We start from the raw sequence: 17361 nt of genomic DNA on the forward strand, positions 1-17361 counted from the left end.
TGCCGGGACGTCGCGCGGAGCGCGATGCTCGTTCATTCTTCACGGAAAGTCCATGCAATTCGACCCGCTGCTGTTCGGCCGCAAAGCCGCCGCCGTCGTGCTGACCGCCATGGTCTCGTCGGCGGCGTTCGCGCACGCGCACGTCGCGAACAGCGATCCGGCCGCGAACGCGGCGCTGGCCGCCGCGCCCGCTGCCGTCACGATCGATTTCACCGAGCCGCTGGAGCCGGCGTTCAGCTCGATCGTCGTCGTCGACGGCGAAGGCAAGACCGTTTCGAACGGCCGCGCGAACATCGACGCCGCGGCCGCCAGGCGAATGACGGTGCCGCTCGCCGCGCTCGGCACGGGCGCCTATACGGTGAAATGGGTGGCGGTTGCGACCGACGGGCATCGCACGCAAGGGGCATACGGCTTCAGCGTGAAGTAGTGCCATGACGGTGGCAGGCACGTGCCGGGGCCGCCGTCGTTTCCATCCGACACGGAGCCTGCCGCATGAATCCGACGACGCTCGACGCACTCGCCGATTTTCCCCGCCTGCTCGAAGCCCATTTCGCCGCCGTGCCGGACGGCTATGCGCGCTGGACGCCCGACGACTGGCGCGGGATCCCGAGCGAGCACTTCTCGCCGCTCGGGCAGCTCTGCCATGTGCGCGACATCGAGATCGACGGCTATCACGTGCGGCTGCGGCGCATGCTCGACGAGGATCGTCCGCTGCTGGTGTCGATCGACGGCGACGCGCTTGCAACCGAGCGCCGCTACGACGCCGCCTACGCGTCCGACGTGCTCGCGGCGATTCGCGATGCGCGGCGCGACACGCTCGATCTGCTCGCGCGCCTCACCCCGGAACAGTTCGCGCGCACCGGCGAGTTCGAAGGCTACGGCCCGCTGACCGTGCGTGGCCTCGTGCATTACCTGTGCAGCCACGATCAGCAGCATCTGGCCGGCATGCAATGGCTGCTCGGCAAGATCGATGCAACGCTGCATGCGCGCTGACTTGCGCGGATTCCGATGCGGTTGTCGGTGGGGCAGGGCACCGTCCCCGCATTCCGATTGGCTCTTTTTTCTGGATAATCCATCCAGCCGCGCCTGGCTGACCGGTGCGTCGCGCGTGCCTACACTCCTAGCTTCATTCAACGCAAAAAGGAGTCAACCGTGGCCATTCACACGCTCGCAGACAAGATCGTCCTGATCGCAGGTGGCGCCAAGAATCTCGGCGGCCTGATCGCCCGGGACCTGGCGAGCCACGGCGCGAAGGCGGTGGCGATTCACTACAACAGCGCGGCGTCACAGGCGCAGGCCGAGGAAACGGCTGCGGCCGTGCGCGCGGCCGGTGCGCAGGCCGCGACGTTCCAGGCCGACCTGACGACGGCCGCCGCGGTCGAGAAACTGTTCGACGACGCGAAGCAGCACTTCGGCAAGATCGATATCGCGATCAATACCGTCGGCAAGGTGCTGAAGAAGCCGTTCACCGAAATCACCGAGGCCGAATACGACGAGATGTTCGCGGTCAACAGCAAGTCGGCGTTCTTCTTCATCAAGGAAGCGGGGCGGCACCTCGAGGATCACGGCAAGCTCGTCACGCTCGTGACGTCGCTGCTCGGCGCGTTCACGCCGTTCTACGCCGCCTACGAAGGATCGAAGGCGCCGGTCGAGCACTTCACGCGCGCGGCGTCGAAGGAGTACGGCGCGCGCGGGATCTCGGTGACGGCGGTCGGGCCGGGCCCGATGGACACGCCGTTCTTCTACCCGGCAGAAGGCGCCGACGCGGTCGCGTATCACAAGACCGCGGCCGCGCTGTCGCCGTTCAGCAAGACGGGCCTGACCGACATCGAGGACGTCGTGCCGTTCATCCGCCATCTGGTGACCGACGGCTGGTGGATCACCGGCCAGACGATCCTGATCAACGGCGGCTATACGACGAAGTAATCAACGACGTCACGCTCGCCTGCGGTCGCCGCGGGCGAGCGGCGCACCGCAATGGCGCGTTTGCATGGACAATGGACGGGCGCGCGGGCACGAGGCCGCGCGCCCGTTTCTTCTGGGTCGCCGGAACCGGCCGCTGCGCACGACGGCGGCCGGTGACCGTTGCCCGAACCTACGTTTTCCGCCGATGGACAAGCTGGATCAGGTCAGGATATTCCTTCAGGTTGCCGAGATGGGCAGCTTCATCAAGGCCGCGCACGCGCTCGACGTGCCGCGCGCGACCGTGTCGGCGGCCGTCCAGCAGCTCGAGACGGCGCTCGGCACGCGGCTGTTGCATCGCACGACGCGGCAAGTCCAGCTGACCGCCGACGGCGCGCTGCTGCTCGAGCGCGGCCGGCGCCTGCTCGCGGAAGCCGACGAACTCGACCGGCTGTTCCGGCGGCGCGATCGCGACGTGGTCGGGCGGCTGAACGTCGATGCACCGAGCCGGATCGCGCGCCGCGTGATTGCGCCCGCGCTGCCGTCGCTGTTTCGCCGCCACCCGAAGCTGCAACTGTCGCTCGGCTCGACGGACCGCTCGATCGATCTGGTGCAGGAGGGCGTCGACTGCGCGATCCGGGTCGGGCGGCTTGCGGACAGCAGCCTCGTCGTGCGGCCGCTCGGGCAGTTCGTGCTGATCAACTGCGCGAGCCCCGACTACCTGCGCGAATGCGGCGTGCCCGAGCACCCGGACGCGCTTGCGCATGGGCACTGGGCGATCGGCTATGCGTCGCCGACGACCGGGCGCGAACTCGACTGGGAATACTGCGCGGACGGCGGGCGGCACACGCTGGCGTTGCCGAGCCGCGTGATCGTCAACAACGCCGAAACCTATATCGCGAGCTGCATCGCCGGGATGGGGCTGATCCAGATTCCGCGCTTCGACGTCGCCCATCTGCTCGACAGCGGCGCGCTCGTCGAGGTGATGCCCGGTCACCGGGCCGAGCCGATGGATGTGTCGGCGGTCTATCCGCATCGTCGCCACCGGTCGCGGCGGCTCAACGCGTTCGTCGAGTGGTTCGGGGAACTGATGGCGGATGCGTTGAACGACACGGGCGCGGCTGCCGGCGGCGACTGACAGGCCGTCGGGCGCGAGCCGCGGCCGGGGGCAGGGTGGCGGAGGATCAGCCCGCCTGCACGGCGAACCGCCGGGTGCGCCCCGTGGCGCGTACCGCCTCGATCAGCGCGGCACAGGCCCCGTCGGGCTTCGACGCGAACGCGTAAAAGCGCGCGGCCGGCAATGCCGGCAGCCCGTCATCCGGCCCGCATGCGCGCAGGCCGTCGCGCAACTGGCTGCGCGCGAGCGCCGTGACCGCGAAGCCCGCGAGCGCGGCCGACATGCAACCGGCCATGCTGCCGCTTTCGAACTGCACGCGAAACGGCCGCAGCGCGGCGGCGAGCGCGGACACGGCTGCTTCCCGGTACACGCAGGGCTCCGGAAACAGCGCGAGCGGCACGTCGCCTTCGGCGTCGAGTGCGGTGTCCGACGCGAATGCCCACACGAGCGGCTCCTCCCACAGCAGTTCCCCGGCCGAGTCGACCTGCCGGCATTGCTTGCCGAACACGACGTCGAGCCGGCCCAGCGTTTGCTCGCGCAGCAGCGATGCGGTGACGCCGACCTTCAGCTCGATCGACGAGCGCGGATGGCTGTCGCGGAACGTACGCAATACCTGCGGCAACCACGTGCCCGCGAAATCCTCCGACGCGCCGACCCGCAGCGGGCCGTGTGCCGGCGCACCGCGCAGCCGCGCCCGCACTTCGCGCTCCATGTCGACGATGTTGCGGGCGTACGCATAGAGGGTGTCGCCGGCCGGCGTCAGTGCGACGCGGCGCGTCGTGCGTGCGAGCAGCACCGTGCCGGCTGCCTGCTCGAGCCGCTTGATGTGGCCGCTGACCGCGGACGGCGTCAGCGCGAGGCGTTCGGCGGCCGGCGCGAAACCGCGGCTGTCGACGACTTCGAGGAAGGTGCGCAGCAGCGCGATGTCGAGTGCGGTCGACGCGGGGTCGGTGAGCGGTTCCATCGATCGATTCAACGCAATATTCGAAGAATAAGTGATGATACTCCGCGAATCGTGATGAGACGTGGATCTACCATCGGCCTTCGGGTTCACTTACCGGAGTACACGATGACCGCTTATCGATTTGCGACGACCGCGTCGCTCGACGTCGCCTATCTCGAATGGAATCCGCGCGGCGAACGCGTGGCCGTGCTGCTGCACGGCTGGCCGGACAGCCCGGTCGGCTGGGAAGCGGTCGCGCAAACGCTCGCCGCACGCGGCTATCGCGTGCTCGCGCCCGCGCTGCGCGGCTTCGCGCCGACCCGCTTTCGCGATCCGGCGGTGCCGCGCAGCGGCCAGCTGGCGGCGCTCGGTCGCGACCTGCTCGACTTCGTCGACGTGCTCGGCATCGAGCAGCCCGTGCTGGTCGGGCACGACTGGGGCGCCCGTGCGGTCGCGAACGCGTGCGGGCTGCGCGACGGGGTGGCGTCGCATCTCGTGATGCTGTCGGTCGGCTACGGCACCAACGACCCGGCCCAGCCGCTGTCGCTGCAGCAGGCGCGCAACTACTGGTATCACTGGTTCATGGCGACGCCGCGCGGCGAGCAGGCATTGCGCGACGACCGTCGCGCGTTCGCGCGCCTGATGTGGGACACGTGGTCGCCGCCGGGCTGGTATGGCGATGCGGAATTCGACGCGGCAGCCGACGCGTTCGACGGACCGGACTGGATCGACGTCGTGCTGCATTCGTACCGGCAGCGCTGGGGCTTCGCGCCCGGCACGCCGGCCTATGCGGACGACGATGCGCGGCTGAACCCGGCGCCGGTGCTGTCGGTGCCGACGCTCGTGCTGCACGGCGGCATCGACACCTGCAATCATCCGGACGGCTCGGCCGGGCGCGAGCGCTTTTTCGCCGGGCGCTACGCGCGGCAGGTGCTGGACGGGGTGGGACATTTTCCGCAGCGCGAGGCGCCGGCGGCGGTCGCGGAGGCAATCCTCGGGTTCTGCGAACGGGGCTGAGGCGCGCCGGCCGGCCCGGCGCGTTGCGGCCGGCGCTTTCGCACGTCGACGCGCAGACCGTATGGCCGGCGCGCGACAACCACTTCCTTCGTGATCGATCTCCCGCAAGCGGCCGGCCCGTATGCGGCGTGCGCGATTCCCGGCGTCGGTCAGCACATGCCGCCGTTGGCGCGCAGGATCTGGCCGTTGACCCATGCGCCGTCGGGGCCGGCGAGGAAAGCGACGACGCGGGCGATGTCCTCGGGCTGGCCCAGCCGCTCGAGCGGGTTCATCTTCGCCATCCGTTCGACGAGTTCGGGGCGCTTGCCCTGCAGGAACAGCTCGGTCGCGACCGGCCCGGGCGCGACGGCGTTCACGCTGATGCCGCGGCCGCGCATCTCCTGCGCGAGTACCTGCGTCATCCCTTCGACGGCTGCCTTGGTCGCGATGTACACGCCGTAGGTCGGCAGGCGCATGCCGATCACGCTCGACGTCAGGTTCACGATGCGGCCGCCGTCGCGCACCCGTTTCGCCGCCTCGCGGCTGACGTTGAACGTGCCTTTCAGGTTGATCGCGACGGTCTGGTCGAAAGCCGCGTCGTCGAACTCGGCGAGCGCGGCGAGTTTCATGACGCCCGCGCTGTTGACGACCACGTCGATGTGCCCGAAGGCACGCTCGGCCGCATCGAACAACGCGCCCACCGCCGCCGGGTCGGCGACGTCCGCCTGTATTGCGATGGCCTCGCCGCCGTCGGCGACGATCGCGTCGACCACGTCCCGGGCCGGGCCGGCGCCGCCGGCGTAGTTCACGACGACCCGGAAGCCGTCCCGGGCGAGACGGCGGGCGATTTCCGCGCCGATGCCGCGCGATGAGCCTGTGACGAGGGCAACCCGTTTCGATGCGTTCATGTCCTGCTCCCTGGTTTGTGAGTGCCGGCCGATCCGGCGACAGGACTACTGTAGGCGCCCTTGATCAATAAAAATAATGAATAATGATCAGGTTAATAATGACTGAAAGTACGTCTCATGGCATTCGACAGCAGGCTCCTGAGCGGAATCGGCGTGCTTTCGGCGGTGATCGAAGCCGGGACCTTCGCGCGCGCGGGCGAGGCGATGGGGTTGACGCAGCCGGCGGTGAGCCGCGCGGTCGCGCGGCTGGAAGAGCGGGTCGGCATCCGGATCTTCAACCGGACGGCGCGCGCGATCACGCTGACCGACGAAGGGCGGCGCTTCTACGAAGCCGTCGCGCCGCTCCTGGCCGGCATCGAGGAGGCGGCGGTCGATGCCGGTCGTTCCCGGGCGCGCGTCCGGGGGCGGTTGCGGGTCAACGTGGACGGCACCTTCGGCCACTACGTGCTGGCGCCGAGGATGGCGGAATTCCTCGACCGCTTCCCCGAGCTGTCCGTCGAGATCAGCGTGCGCGACCGAATGGGCGACCTCGTCGCCGACGGGTTCGACGTGGCGGTGCGTTTCGGCATTCCGGAACCGTCGTCATACCGTGCGCGACTGCTGCTGGAGACGCACGTGCTCACCTGTGCATCGGCGGCCTATGTCGTGCGTCACGGCGAGCCGCGGCATCCGCGGGATCTTGCGGACGGGCACCGCTGCGTGCTGATCCGCGATCCGGTGACAGGCCGGCCGTATGGGTGGGAATTCCATCGCGGCAACGAGGTGGTGCCATTCGACGCGACCGGCCGGCTGACCGTCAACGATACGGGCGCGCTGCTCGGCGCATGTGTCGGCGGCGAGGGCGTCGCGCAGTTGCTGGAGCTCTATGCGAGGGACATCCTTGCCGACGGGCGGCTGGTGCAGTTGCTGCCGGAGTGGGCGGACGAGACATTCCCGCTCTACGCCTATCACCACGCGTCGAATCTCGTTTCGGCAAAGGTGCGCGTGTTTCTCGACTTCGTGCGGGAGCTGACGGGCTGAGCCGGTGCGGCGCAAGGCGGCCGGTCATGCGGTGCGACGCGGATATCGTCCGGAAACGGATGGGGTGCATGCGGTCCGGGCCGGCCGGGCGTCGGGAGGGGGAGGCGCGTGTTGCGGCGAGCGCGGCGAAAAACAAGAAACCCGCGAAGCGATGTGCTTGCGCGGGTTTCGAGCGCAGCGCGTGACGCTGCGAAATGCTGATGAGGGCCGGAATTAAATAGGTGTCATAGTGCTCTGCCCGGATGTCGTCTGCCTCGTGTGCGTCGGAAGTCGCTCGTGATAGCAAGGCGGCGGGCCATACAGGGTAAGTCGGTTGTTGCGATTCTGGTAATCTCGGCCACATTCGAACAATATTGAGGGCCGTATGGTGGACAATCGCTATTCCTATAACGGGCATACCGATCTTCAGCCTGCCGATTTGTTTTTCTGGGTCGCGGTCGACCAACTTTGCAAGCGGTTTGGCTTCAGCGATCTCGCTGCCGCTGCTGGCATCCTGCTAGGGCAAAACGATGTGCCGGTGCCGGGCAAACTGCGCGGCGCGGTTGCCGGTACGTCAGTCGTTTCAATGGCCGCGCGAAAACCTCTTGCCGTTCAATATCGGTATGCGGCTACCGACCATCACAAAGGCTGGCGTAGGTGGACTGCGGATCGCGATGACGCGCAATCTGGGAGCGTTTGTGGGGCGCTCGGTGCCGGTGGTCGGAACCGTCATGCCGGCGACCGATGCGGCAATCGTTATGTGGAATACGATGCAGGCCTATAACGGCATCGTGAAGCCGGAAGATCGGGTGCTGTGACATGACAGACCCGACATGGGAGCAGCTTGAGGCGTTCGCCCGTGAAGAGCTGGGACGGCCGATGTTGGGTGGTCCGCTGAAGTTAATGCGCGATAGCCGGATGGAAGAGGACCTTCGCATTACCGGAATCGACGCGATCGAGTTCATCGACAAGTGGGCAGAGACCTTCGGCGTCGACGTGACGAACTTCCCGTACAAGCGCTACTTCGGTCCCGATACCCTTGACGTGGTTCGGTCGATCCTCGGGCTGTTCTCTTCCAGGTATCGCGATCCGGCGTTGGTCCCTCTTACGCTCCGGATGTTGGAAGAGGCAACGCGCCTTGGTCGATGGGACACGGAAGCGATTGAGCGCGCCGCCCGTATCGAATAGCTGCGTACAAATGAAAAACGGGCCGCGCGGATTGCTCCGGCGGCCCGTTCTGCCTGCGCCCCAGCAGAGGTAGAAGGGCATAGCTCTTCCGAACGAGTCACGGACTGCGCGGGTTTTTCTGTGGGGCACTCATAACACCCCTATTTCTTGTTCACAACGAGACGCGGGGGAGGCGGTGGCCCGCCGACCTTCGACGCCGCTGCCTTGGCCGCTTCGGCCTTCGCGTCGTTCTTTCCGCCTTCGCTCTTCTTGGGGTGCGTGTGCTGCGCCACAGCGATTGCTGCGCGTACCTGAATCGCTGTCTTGGGGTTCCGGATGGCTGTATCGGTTAGTGGCACGGGGACAACTCCTGAGGAGTAAGGCAGTTTCGGAGTGGCTGCCCCCAAATATCGCCCCCAAATATCGCCCCCGGATGTCGCCGGACTTCGCCGGAATGAAAAAACCCGCGAAGCCTTGCGCTGTCGCGGGTTTGTGGACTGTGCCGAACGTTGTCGGACGAGTAGCTGGTGCCCAGGGCCGGAATCGAACCGGCACGCCTTGCGGCGGGGGATTTTGAGTCCCCTGCGTCTACCAATTTCACCACCTGGGCTTTGATCCTGGCCGCGCATGCAGATTGCGCGCGGCGAAACGAGGATTATGGCGGAAAACGGGGCACCGGGCAAGCTGCCCGATACCGGCCAGCGTTACTGGCTCAGATAGACGAACTGGCCGTGCCTCACGATCCCCATCACGCTCGCGCGTTGATCGAGCCCCACATGGTCCTTCTCGCTCGTATTGACCACGCCGTTCGGCACGACCAGCTCGTGCGCGCGTTCGAGTTCGCGCCGCAGCGCCGTGCGAAACGCCGGCGTACCGGGCTGCGCGGTCTTCAGCGCGCGGCCGACCGCGTCCGCGAGGCGCGGGTACACGCCCGCCGCGTCGCCTGCGAATTGCGTGACCGTGCCGGCACCGTATTTCGCTTCATACGCGTCGACGAACGCCAGCGCGGCCTTGCGGGCCGGATGGTCGGCGGGCAGCGTGCGCGCGACGACCACCGGCTGGGTCGGGAACAGCGTCCCCTCGACATCCTTGCCGCCGAGCTTGATGAATTCGGGCGTCGCGATCCCGTGTGTCTGATAGATCGCGCCCTTGTAGCCGCGCTCGATCAGCGTGCGCTGCGGCAGCACGGCGGGCGTGCCCGAGCCCGCGATCAGGATCGCGTCGGGCTTCGCGGCCATCAGCTTCAGCGCCTGGCCCGTGACGCTCGCGTCGGTACGGTTGAAGCGCTCCGTCGCGACGACGCGGATCTTGCGCACTTCGGCGAAGCGCGTGAACTCGTTGAGCCAGCTGTCGCCGTAGCTGTCCGCGAAGCCGATGAACCCGACCGTCTTCACGCCGTGGTTGGCCATGTAGCGCGTCATCACGTCGGCCATCGCGCTGTCGCTCTGCGCCATCTTGAACGCCCAGGTTCGCGCGCCTTCCTGCGGCTCGACGATCGCGCCCGAGCCGACCAGCGTGATCATCGGCGTCTGGGCGGCCGCCACCGCGTCGAGCGCCGCGAGCGCGGCGGGCGTGATGTTCGGCCCGACCACGACGTCGACGTGATCCTCGTCCACCAGCTTGCGGATGTTGCGCACGGCGGCGCCCGGGTCGGACGCGTCGTCGAGCACCGTCACCTGCAGCGGCTGCCCGGCGATCGTCTTCGGCCACATCAGGATCGCGTTCTTGCTGGTGATGCCGATCGCGGCGGCCGGGCCGGTCGACGACAGGTCGACGCCGACCTTCAGGTCGGCATGCGCGGCCGCGCATGCGAGCACGAGGGCGGCGCCGGCGGCGCGGCGCAACAGGGCGGGAAGCGTCATGCGGGAATCTCCGTCGGGCAACGAAAAAGGGGCGCGATATGCGCCCCTCGTTTATACACGTCGGTCAAAGCTCGTACGATTCGGATTCGCCCTTGAGCGCCTGCTCGATCAGCTTGCGGTTCAGCGTCGGCGACAGCAGCTCGACGAGCGTATACACATAGCTGCGCAGATAAGCGCCCTGCTTGAGCGCGACACGCGTCACGTTGCTGCCGAACAGGTGGCCGACCGGAATCAGCCGCAGGTTGCGGTCGCGCTCGGGATTGAACGCGATGTCGGCCATGATCCCGACGCCGAGGCCGAGCTCGACGTAAGTCTTGATCACGTCGGCGTCGATCGCCTCGAGCACGATGTCCGGCGACAGCCCGCGCAGTGCGAACGCGTGGTTGATCTTCTTGCGGCCCGCGAACGCGTCGTCGTACGTGATCAGCGGGTACTGCGCGAGATCGTCGAGCGTAACCGGCTTGCGGTCGAGCAACGGGTGGTCGGCCGGCACCACGGCCGCGTGATGCCACTGGAAGCAGGGCAGCGACACGAGTTCCTTGTAGTCGGCGATCGCCTCGGTCGCGATCGCGAGATCGGCCTGGTCGTGGATCACCATCTCGGCGACCTGCGTCGGGCTGCCCTGCAGGATCGACAAATGCACCTTCGGGAAGCGCTTCTTGAACTCCGCGATCGCGGCCGGCAGCGAGTAGCGCGCCTGCGTGTGGGTCGCGGCGATCGTCAGGTTGCCCTGATCCTGCGCTGCATAATCTTTCCCGACCCTTTTAAGGCTTTCCACTTCCTGCAGGATCCGCTCGACCGACGCGAGGATGATCCGCCCCGGCTCGGTGAGCGAGCGCACGCGCTTGCCATGCCGCGTGAAGATCTCCACGCCGAGCTCGTCCTCGAGCTCGATGATCGCCTTCGATACCCCCGGTTGCGACGTGTACAGCGCCTTGGCGGCCTCGGTGAGGTTGAAATTCTGCCGGACGGCCTCGCGCACGAAGCGAAATTGGTGCAGGTTCATTTATAACCCTTCCGCATATCAACAGAATTTTTTAGTCGTTTGAAATATAAGGCGAGTTTATTACGATTCACCGGAGTTTTTCAAATATGGATATCTGTTTTCGTCATTAGCAATCCAGCCAGGCAGCGCAAGGCCGGCGATGGCGGCGGAACGGAGATTCGGGCGCGACGTGGCTAGGACGTCGCGCGGTCACCACGAAAACCCCTGGGGTCCCCGAATGTATCAGTACGACCAGTACGACCAGACGATCGTCGACGAGCGAGTCGCACAGTACCGCGATCAGGTGCGCCGCCGCCTGTCGGGCGAGTTGAGCGAAGACGAGTTCCGTCCGCTGCGCCTGCAGAACGGCCTGTACATGCAGCGCCACGCGTACATGCACCGCATCGCGATTCCGTACGGCAACCTGCGCAGCGAGCAGCTCCGCATGCTGGCGCGCATCGCCCGCGAGCATGACCGCGGCTACGGCCACTTCTCGACCCGTTCGAACATCCAGTTCAACTGGGTCGAGCTGGAAGACACGCCCGAGATCCTCGCGAAGCTCGCATCGGTGCAGATGCACGCGATCCAGACGTCGGGCAACTGCATTCGCAACATCACGGCCGACCAGTTCGCTGGCGTGGCGCAAGATGAAGAGATCGATCCGCGTCCGTGGGCCGAGATCCTGCGCCAGTGGTCGACGTTCCATCCCGAATTCGCATGGCTGCCGCGCAAGTTCAAGATCGCGGTGTCCGGCTCGAAGGACGACCGCGCGGCCGTGCAGATCCACGACCTCGGCGTGTACCTGAAGAAGAATGCGCAGGGCGAAGTGGTCGCGAGCATCCTCGCGGGCGGCGGCCTCGGCCGTACGCCGATCGTCGGCGCGGTGATCAAGGAAGACCTGCCGTGGCAGCACCTGATCACGTACTGCGAAGCCGTGCTGCGTGTATACAACCGCTACGGCCGCCGCGACAACCTGTACAAGGCGCGGATCAAGATCCTCGTGAAGGCGCTGTCGCCGGCGAAGTTCGCGCAGCAGGTCGAGGAAGAGTGGCAGCATCTGAAGGACGGCCCGTCGACGCTCACGCAGGCCGAGCTCGACCGCGTGTCGCAGTACTTCCAGCCGCCCGTCTACGAGAAGCTGGCCGACACCGACGCATCGTTCGAACAGCATCTGCTCGAGAACAAGGCGTTCGCGCGCTGGGTCGAGCGTAACGTCGCACCGCACAAGGTGCCGGGCTATGCGGCCGTCACGCTGTCGCTGAAGGACCACCGTGTGGCGCCGGGCGACGCGACCGACGCGCAGATGGATCTGGTGGCCGACTGGGCCGACGCCTACTCGTTCGGCGAGCTGCGCGTGTCGCACGAGCAGAACCTGATTCTCGCGAACGTGAAGAAGTACGACCTGTTCGCGGTGTGGGAAAAGGCGAAGGCGGCCGGTTTCGCGACGCCGAACATCGGCCTGTTGACCGACATCATCGCGTGCCCGGGCGGCGACTTCTGCTCGCTCGCGAACGCGAAGTCGATCCCGATCGCGCTGGCGATCCAGCAGCGTTTCGACGATCTGGACTACGTGTACGACCTCGGCGACCTGTCGCTGAACATTTCCGGTTGCATGAACTCGTGCGGTCACCACCACGTCGGCAACATCGGCATCCTCGGCGTCGACAAGGACGGCGCCGAGTGGTACCAGGTGTCGCTTGGCGGCGAGCAGGGCACGGGCCGGAACGGCGCGCGCCTCGGCCGCGTGATCGGGCCCTCGTTCTCGGCGGAAGAAGTGCCGGACGTGATCTCGAAGCTGATCGACACGTTCGTCGAGACGCGCGTCGACGGCGAGCGCTTCGTCGACACGTACGACCGCATCGGCATCGCGCCGTTCAAGGAGCGCGTGTATGCGGCGCGCCAGGCAGTGAACGCGTAACCAACCGGGTAGAAGGAATTTGCAGATGGCTTCGATTATCAAGAACCGCGCAGTGATCGACGACGCATGGCAGGTCGTGCGCGCGGCGGAAGACGGTGCGCTGCCCGCGGTCGACGCATTGCCGGCCGGCAAGGTGCTGGTGTCGTTCGCACTGTGGCAGGCCGAGCGCGCAGCGCTCGTCGCCGCGAAGACGAAGGACGAACTGGGCGTGTGGCTGGCGCCGGACAGCGAGCCGGCCGATCTTGTGGCCGACTTCGGCGCGATCTCGCTGATCGCGGTCGAATTCCCGCGCTTCGCGGACGGCCGCGGCTACAGCATTGGCCGCCTGTTGCGCGAGCGCCACGGCTGGACGGGCGAGCTGCGCGCGATCGGCGACGTGCTGCGCGACCAGCTGCTGTACATGTCGCGTTGCGGCTTCGACGCCTTCGCGGTGCGTGCCGACAAGGACATCCACGACGCGCTGAACGCGTTCGGCGAATTCACGCAGCGTTATCAGGGCGCGTTCGACGAGCCGGCGCCGCTGTTCCGCCGTCGCGCGGGCGCGGCCGATACGAAGGTGAGCGCATGAGCACCGCGACCGCCACCGCGCTGACGCCGGAACTGGCTGCGAAGGTCGAGCGCCTCGACGCGCTGCTCGCGCAGATCGGCGAGCGCCACGCGAAGGTGAAGTTCGCGAGCAGCCTCGCCGCGGAAGACATGCTGCTCACGCACGCGATCCTGTCGAAGGGCGCGTCGATCGGCATCTTCTCGCTGAACACCGGCCGTCTGCATGCGGAAACGCTGGGCATGATCGACCGCGTGCGCGAGCGCTACGGCTACGAGATCGAGCAGTTTCACCCGCAGCAGGACGCGGTCGACCAGTACGTCGCCGAGCACGGCCTGAACGCGTTCTACGAAAGCGTCGAGCTGCGCAAGTCGTGCTGCCACATCCGCAAGGTCGAGCCGCTGAACCGCGCGCTGGCCGACGTCGGCGCGTGGGTCACGGGCCAGCGCCGCGAGCAGTCGGTCACGCGTGCGGAGCTGCACGAGGAAGAGCAGGACGAAGCGCGCGGGATCGCGAAGTACAACCCGCTCGCCGACTGGACGGAAGCCGACGTGTGGGCGTACCTTAAGGCGTTTGACGTACCGGTCAACCCGCTGCACGCCCGCGGCTACCCGAGCATCGGCTGCGAGCCTTGTACGCGTGCGATCCGCCCCGGCGAGGACAGCCGGGCCGGCCGCTGGTGGTGGGAGTCGCGCGACACGAAGGAATGCGGGCTGCACATCACCACGATCACGCCGATTCCGGTGGCCGCCGTTGCCGGCGCCGCGCACTGAAAGCCGACAAGAAACTGAATATTGCGCCGCCTGCGACAGCGGGCGGCACGAACCCAGAAGAGAAGGACTGAAATCATGAGCACGACGCTCGAGCAATCCGCCTTTGCCCCGCCCACCGGTGCCGACAACCGCATGGGCCACCTCGACTGGCTCGAAGCCGAGTCGATCCACATCCTGCGCGAACTGGTCGCCGAGTGCAGCAAGCCGGCGCTGTTGTTCTCGGGCGGCAAGGATTCGGTCGTCGTGCTGCACCTCGCGCTGAAGGCATTCGGCCTCGGCGGGAACCGCAAGACGACGCTGCCGTTCCCGCTCGTGCACATCGATACGGGCCACAACTACGAAGAAGTGATCGACTTCCGCGATCGCCGCGCGAAAGAGCTCGGCGCCGAGCTGGTGGTCGGCCACGTCGAGGATTCGATCAAGCGCGGCACCGTCGTGCTGCGCCGCGAAACCGATTCGCGCAACGCCGCGCAGGCCGTCACGCTGCTCGAGACGATCGAGCAGCACGGCTACACGGCGCTGATCGGCGGCGCGCGCCGCGACGAAGAGAAGGCGCGTGCGAAGGAACGGATCTTCTCGTTCCGCGACGAATTCGGCCAGTGGGATCCGAAGGCGCAGCGCCCGGAACTGTGGAGCCTGTACAACGCGCGCCTGCACAAGGGCGAGCACCTGCGCGTGTTCCCGATCTCGAACTGGACCGAACTCGACGTGTGGCAGTACATCGCACGCGAAAACCTCGAACTGCCGTCGATCTATTACGCGCACCAGCGCGAGATCGTGCGCCGCAACGGGCTGCTCGTGCCCGTCACGCCGCTCACGCCGATGCGTGACGGCGAGACGAGCGAGCTCGCGCAGGTGCGCTTCCGCACGGTCGGCGACATCAGCTGCACGTGCCCGGTCGAAAGCGACGCGGACGACGTCGAGAAGATCATCGCCGAGACGGCGGTGACCGAGATCACCGAACGCGGCGCGACCCGGATGGACGACCAGGCCTCCGAAGCCGCGATGGAACAGCGCAAGAAGCAAGGTTATTTCTGAAGCACACGAGGACATTCACATCATGAGCATCATCGAGAACACCGAAGACCTCGGCGTGTTGCGCTTCATCACCGCGGGCAGCGTCGACGACGGCAAGAGCACGCTGATCGGCCGCCTGCTGTACGACAGCAAGGCCGTGCTGTCCGACCAGCTGTCCGCGCTGTCGCGCGCGAAGAACAAGCGCACGGTCGGCGACGAGCTCGACCTCGCGCTGCTGACGGACGGCCTCGAAGCCGAGCGCGAGCAGGGCATCACGATCGACGTCGCATACCGTTATTTCGCGACCGCCAAGCGCAAGTTCATCATCGCCGACACGCCGGGTCACGAGCAGTACACGCGCAACATGGTGACGGGCGCATCGACCGCGCATGCGGCGATCATCCTGGTCGACGCAACGCGCGTGACGATCGAGAACGGCGTCGCGCAACTGCTGCCGCAAACCAAGCGCCACAGCGCGATCGTGAAGCTGCTCGCGCTGCAGCACGTGATCGTCGCGATCAACAAGATGGACCTCGTCGACTACAGCGAAGCGCGCTTCAACGAGATCCGCGATGCGTACGTCGCCCTCGCGAAGCAGCTCGGCCTGAACGACGTACGCTTCGTGCCGGTGTCGGCGCTCAAGGGCGACAACATCGTCGGCGCGAGCGAGCGCATGCCGTGGTATGCGGGCGAGCCGCTGCTCGACGTGCTCGAATCGCTGCCGGTCGAGACGCAGGCGCATGACGCGCTGCGCTTCCCGGTGCAATGGGTTGCACGCCAGGACGGCAGCTCGGCCGACGACTTCCGCGGCTACATGGGCCGGATCGAGTCGGGCGAGGTGAAGGTCGGCGACGAAATCGTCGTGCTGCCGTCGAACCGCACCGCCACGATCGCCGAGATCGTCGCACCGGTGCCGGGCGGCACGGCGTCCGTCCCGCACGCGTTCGCGGGCCAGACGGTGACCATTCGCCTCGAAGAGGATGTCGACGTGTCGCGCGGCGACATGTTCGTCACGACCGCCGAGCCGGTCGCGCCGGCGAAGAAGCTCGAGGCCGACCTGTGCTGGTTCGACGAGACGCCGCTGTCGCCGCAGCGCAAGTATCTGCTGAAGCAGACCACGAGCACGGTGTTCGCGAAGATCGGTGCGGTCAAGGAAGTGCTCGACGTGCATACGCTGTCGCACGCCACCGACCGCCAGGAACTGAAGATGAACGACATCGGCCGCGTGGCGCTGACGCTGCAAAAGCCGATCGTCTGCGATACGTACGACGCGCATCCGGGCACGGGCGCATTCGTGCTGATCGACGAGGCGACGCACCACACGGTCGCCGCCGGCATGATCCGGGCGTTCTCGGCATAACCGGCATGACCGGCATAACCGGTGTTTGGCGCCGCCCTCGCGGCGGCGCGCGCCGGTCCGCCGTCCGCACGGGCAGGACAAGCGAAGCGACAAACATGGGCAAGGTGTATCTGATCGGAGCAGGGCCGGGCGCTGCAGACCTCATCACGGTGCGTGGCGCGCGGTTGCTCGCGCAAGCCGACGTCGTGCTGCACGACGCGCTGGTCGAGCCGGCGATGCTGGATTACGCGCCGAACGCGCGGAAGATCGCGGTCGGCAAGCGCTGCGGGCAGCGCTCGACCGCGCAGCACTTCATCAACAAGCAGATCGTCGATGCGGCGCGCGAGCATGCGTGCGTCGTGCGGCTGAAGGGTGGCGATCCGATGCTGTTCGGCCGCGCGGAAGAGGAAATGCGCGCGCTCGAGGCGGCGGGCATCGACTACGAGGTCGTGCCGGGCATTACCGCGGCGCTCGCGGGTGCCGCGACGCTGAAGCGCTCGCTGACGTTGCGGGGTGTGTCGCGCAGCGTCGCGTTCGCGACGCACAGTCGCGCGCCGGGCAGCGACGAGATTCGCGAAGCGGCGCGTGCCGATTCGATCGTCTATTACATGGGCCGCGACAGCGCGCCCGGCATCGCGCAGGAACTGATCGACGCAGGCCGTGCGCCCGCGACGCCGGTGGCGATCGTCGAGGCATGCAGCACCGCGCGCGAACGCACGCTGACGCTGACGCTCGCGCAGATGGCGGCGGGCGATGCGCAGGCGTGGCTCGATCCGGCGGAACCGAGCCTGCTGATGATCGGCGATGCGTTCGCCGAGCGTGCGCGGCTCGTGAAAGCGGGCGATGCATTGCGGGACGCCGCGTGAGTCGACGCGGCGGTGCGCACGTACG

At 67.1% G+C, this 17361-nt stretch carries 17 protein-coding genes, 1 tRNA gene and 1 pseudogene; 14 read left to right on the forward strand and 5 right to left on the reverse strand.

What is annotated here, in order from left to right; all coding sequences use genetic code 11:
• Positions 1-52: 52 nt before the first annotated feature.
• From copC to BME24068_RS01440, 4 genes are all read left to right on the forward strand, one after another.
• Positions 53-427 carry a copper homeostasis periplasmic binding protein CopC gene (gene copC, locus BME24068_RS01425; RefSeq protein WP_174924944.1) on the forward strand — a complete coding sequence of 125 codons (375 nt, stop codon included), beginning with the start codon at positions 53-55 and terminating at the stop codon, positions 425-427.
• Between the two features lie 65 nt (positions 428-492).
• A complete protein-coding gene (locus BME24068_RS01430) occupies positions 493-993 on the forward strand; it encodes a DinB family protein (protein ID WP_096502293.1) in 501 nt (166 codons plus the stop codon).
• A 159-nt stretch (positions 994-1152) separates the two neighbouring features.
• A complete protein-coding gene (locus BME24068_RS01435; RefSeq protein WP_174924945.1) occupies positions 1153-1926 on the forward strand; it encodes an SDR family oxidoreductase in 774 nt (257 codons plus the stop codon).
• Between the two features lie 184 nt (positions 1927-2110).
• On the forward strand, positions 2111-3040 hold the full coding sequence (locus BME24068_RS01440; protein ID WP_174924946.1) for a LysR family transcriptional regulator: 930 nt from the start codon (positions 2111-2113) through the stop codon (positions 3038-3040).
• A 46-nt stretch (positions 3041-3086) separates the two neighbouring features.
• Here BME24068_RS01440 and BME24068_RS01445 read toward each other — a convergent pair whose 3' ends face one another.
• On the reverse strand, positions 3087-3983 hold the full coding sequence (locus tag BME24068_RS01445) for a LysR family transcriptional regulator (protein WP_174924947.1): 897 nt from the start codon (positions 3981-3983) through the stop codon (positions 3087-3089).
• A gap of 105 nt (positions 3984-4088) precedes the next feature.
• On the opposite strand from BME24068_RS01445, the gene BME24068_RS01450 reads away from it, so the two are divergent.
• On the forward strand, positions 4089-4979 hold the full coding sequence (locus tag BME24068_RS01450) for an alpha/beta fold hydrolase (RefSeq protein WP_174924948.1): 891 nt from the start codon (positions 4089-4091) through the stop codon (positions 4977-4979).
• A 149-nt stretch (positions 4980-5128) separates the two neighbouring features.
• On the opposite strand, the gene BME24068_RS01455 is transcribed toward BME24068_RS01450, so the two are convergent.
• A complete protein-coding gene (locus BME24068_RS01455; protein ID WP_174924949.1) occupies positions 5129-5866 on the reverse strand; it encodes an SDR family oxidoreductase in 738 nt (245 codons plus the stop codon).
• Positions 5867-5983: 117 nt separating this feature from the next.
• Between BME24068_RS01455 and BME24068_RS01460 the strand changes: the two genes are divergently transcribed.
• The 3 genes and pseudogenes from BME24068_RS01460 to BME24068_RS01470 all read left to right on the forward strand — a co-directional run bounded on the left by BME24068_RS01460 (position 5984) and on the right by BME24068_RS01470 (position 8053).
• Positions 5984-6886, forward strand: a complete 903-nt coding sequence (locus tag BME24068_RS01460) for a LysR family transcriptional regulator (protein ID WP_096502281.1) — start codon at positions 5984-5986, stop codon at positions 6884-6886.
• 364 nt (positions 6887-7250) lie between these two features.
• Positions 7251-7683 (forward strand): annotated as a pseudogene (locus BME24068_RS35470) (STM2901 family protein).
• 1 nt (position 7684) lies between these two features.
• A complete protein-coding gene (locus BME24068_RS01470) occupies positions 7685-8053 on the forward strand; it encodes a DUF1493 family protein (protein WP_174924950.1) in 369 nt (122 codons plus the stop codon).
• 504 nt (positions 8054-8557) lie between these two features.
• Here the strand turns inward: BME24068_RS01470 and BME24068_RS01475 are convergent.
• The 3 genes from BME24068_RS01475 to BME24068_RS01485 form a co-directional block, all read right to left on the reverse strand.
• Positions 8558-8642 (reverse strand) — tRNA-Leu (locus BME24068_RS01475).
• 94 nt (positions 8643-8736) lie between these two features.
• Complete coding sequence (locus BME24068_RS01480) at positions 8737-9894, reverse strand: ABC transporter substrate-binding protein (RefSeq protein WP_174924951.1); 1158 nt, start codon at positions 9892-9894, stop codon at positions 8737-8739.
• A 64-nt stretch (positions 9895-9958) separates the two neighbouring features.
• A complete protein-coding gene (locus tag BME24068_RS01485; RefSeq protein WP_096502275.1) occupies positions 9959-10900 on the reverse strand; it encodes a CysB family HTH-type transcriptional regulator in 942 nt (313 codons plus the stop codon).
• Between the two features lie 217 nt (positions 10901-11117).
• On the opposite strand from BME24068_RS01485, the gene BME24068_RS01490 reads away from it, so the two are divergent.
• The 6 genes from BME24068_RS01490 (at position 11118) to cobA (ending at position 17336) form a co-directional block, all read left to right on the forward strand.
• Complete coding sequence (locus tag BME24068_RS01490; RefSeq protein WP_174924952.1) at positions 11118-12797, forward strand: nitrite/sulfite reductase; 1680 nt, start codon at positions 11118-11120, stop codon at positions 12795-12797.
• Positions 12798-12822: 25 nt separating this feature from the next.
• On the forward strand, positions 12823-13365 hold the full coding sequence (locus BME24068_RS01495) for a DUF934 domain-containing protein (protein ID WP_174924953.1): 543 nt from the start codon (positions 12823-12825) through the stop codon (positions 13363-13365).
• A complete protein-coding gene (locus tag BME24068_RS01500) occupies positions 13362-14114 on the forward strand; it encodes a phosphoadenylyl-sulfate reductase (RefSeq protein ID WP_096502269.1) in 753 nt (250 codons plus the stop codon). The genes BME24068_RS01495 and BME24068_RS01500 overlap by 4 nt, the downstream gene beginning before the upstream one ends.
• Positions 14115-14189: 75 nt before the next feature.
• Positions 14190-15152 (forward strand): sulfate adenylyltransferase subunit CysD, encoded by a 963-nt coding sequence (cysD, locus tag BME24068_RS01505; protein WP_096502267.1) that lies wholly within the window; start codon positions 14190-14192, stop codon positions 15150-15152.
• 22 nt (positions 15153-15174) lie between these two features.
• Entirely contained in the window at positions 15175-16491 is a 1317-nt protein-coding gene (locus BME24068_RS01510; RefSeq protein WP_174924954.1) for a sulfate adenylyltransferase subunit 1, read from the forward strand.
• 95 nt (positions 16492-16586) lie between these two features.
• Positions 16587-17336 carry a uroporphyrinogen-III C-methyltransferase gene (gene cobA / locus BME24068_RS01515; protein WP_098550883.1) on the forward strand — a complete coding sequence of 250 codons (750 nt, stop codon included), beginning with the start codon at positions 16587-16589 and terminating at the stop codon, positions 17334-17336.
• Positions 17337-17361: the final 25 nt, after the last annotated feature.

Source organism: Burkholderia anthina, from assembly GCF_902498995.1.
GTDB classification, from domain to species: Bacteria; Pseudomonadota; Gammaproteobacteria; order Burkholderiales; family Burkholderiaceae; genus Burkholderia; species Burkholderia anthina.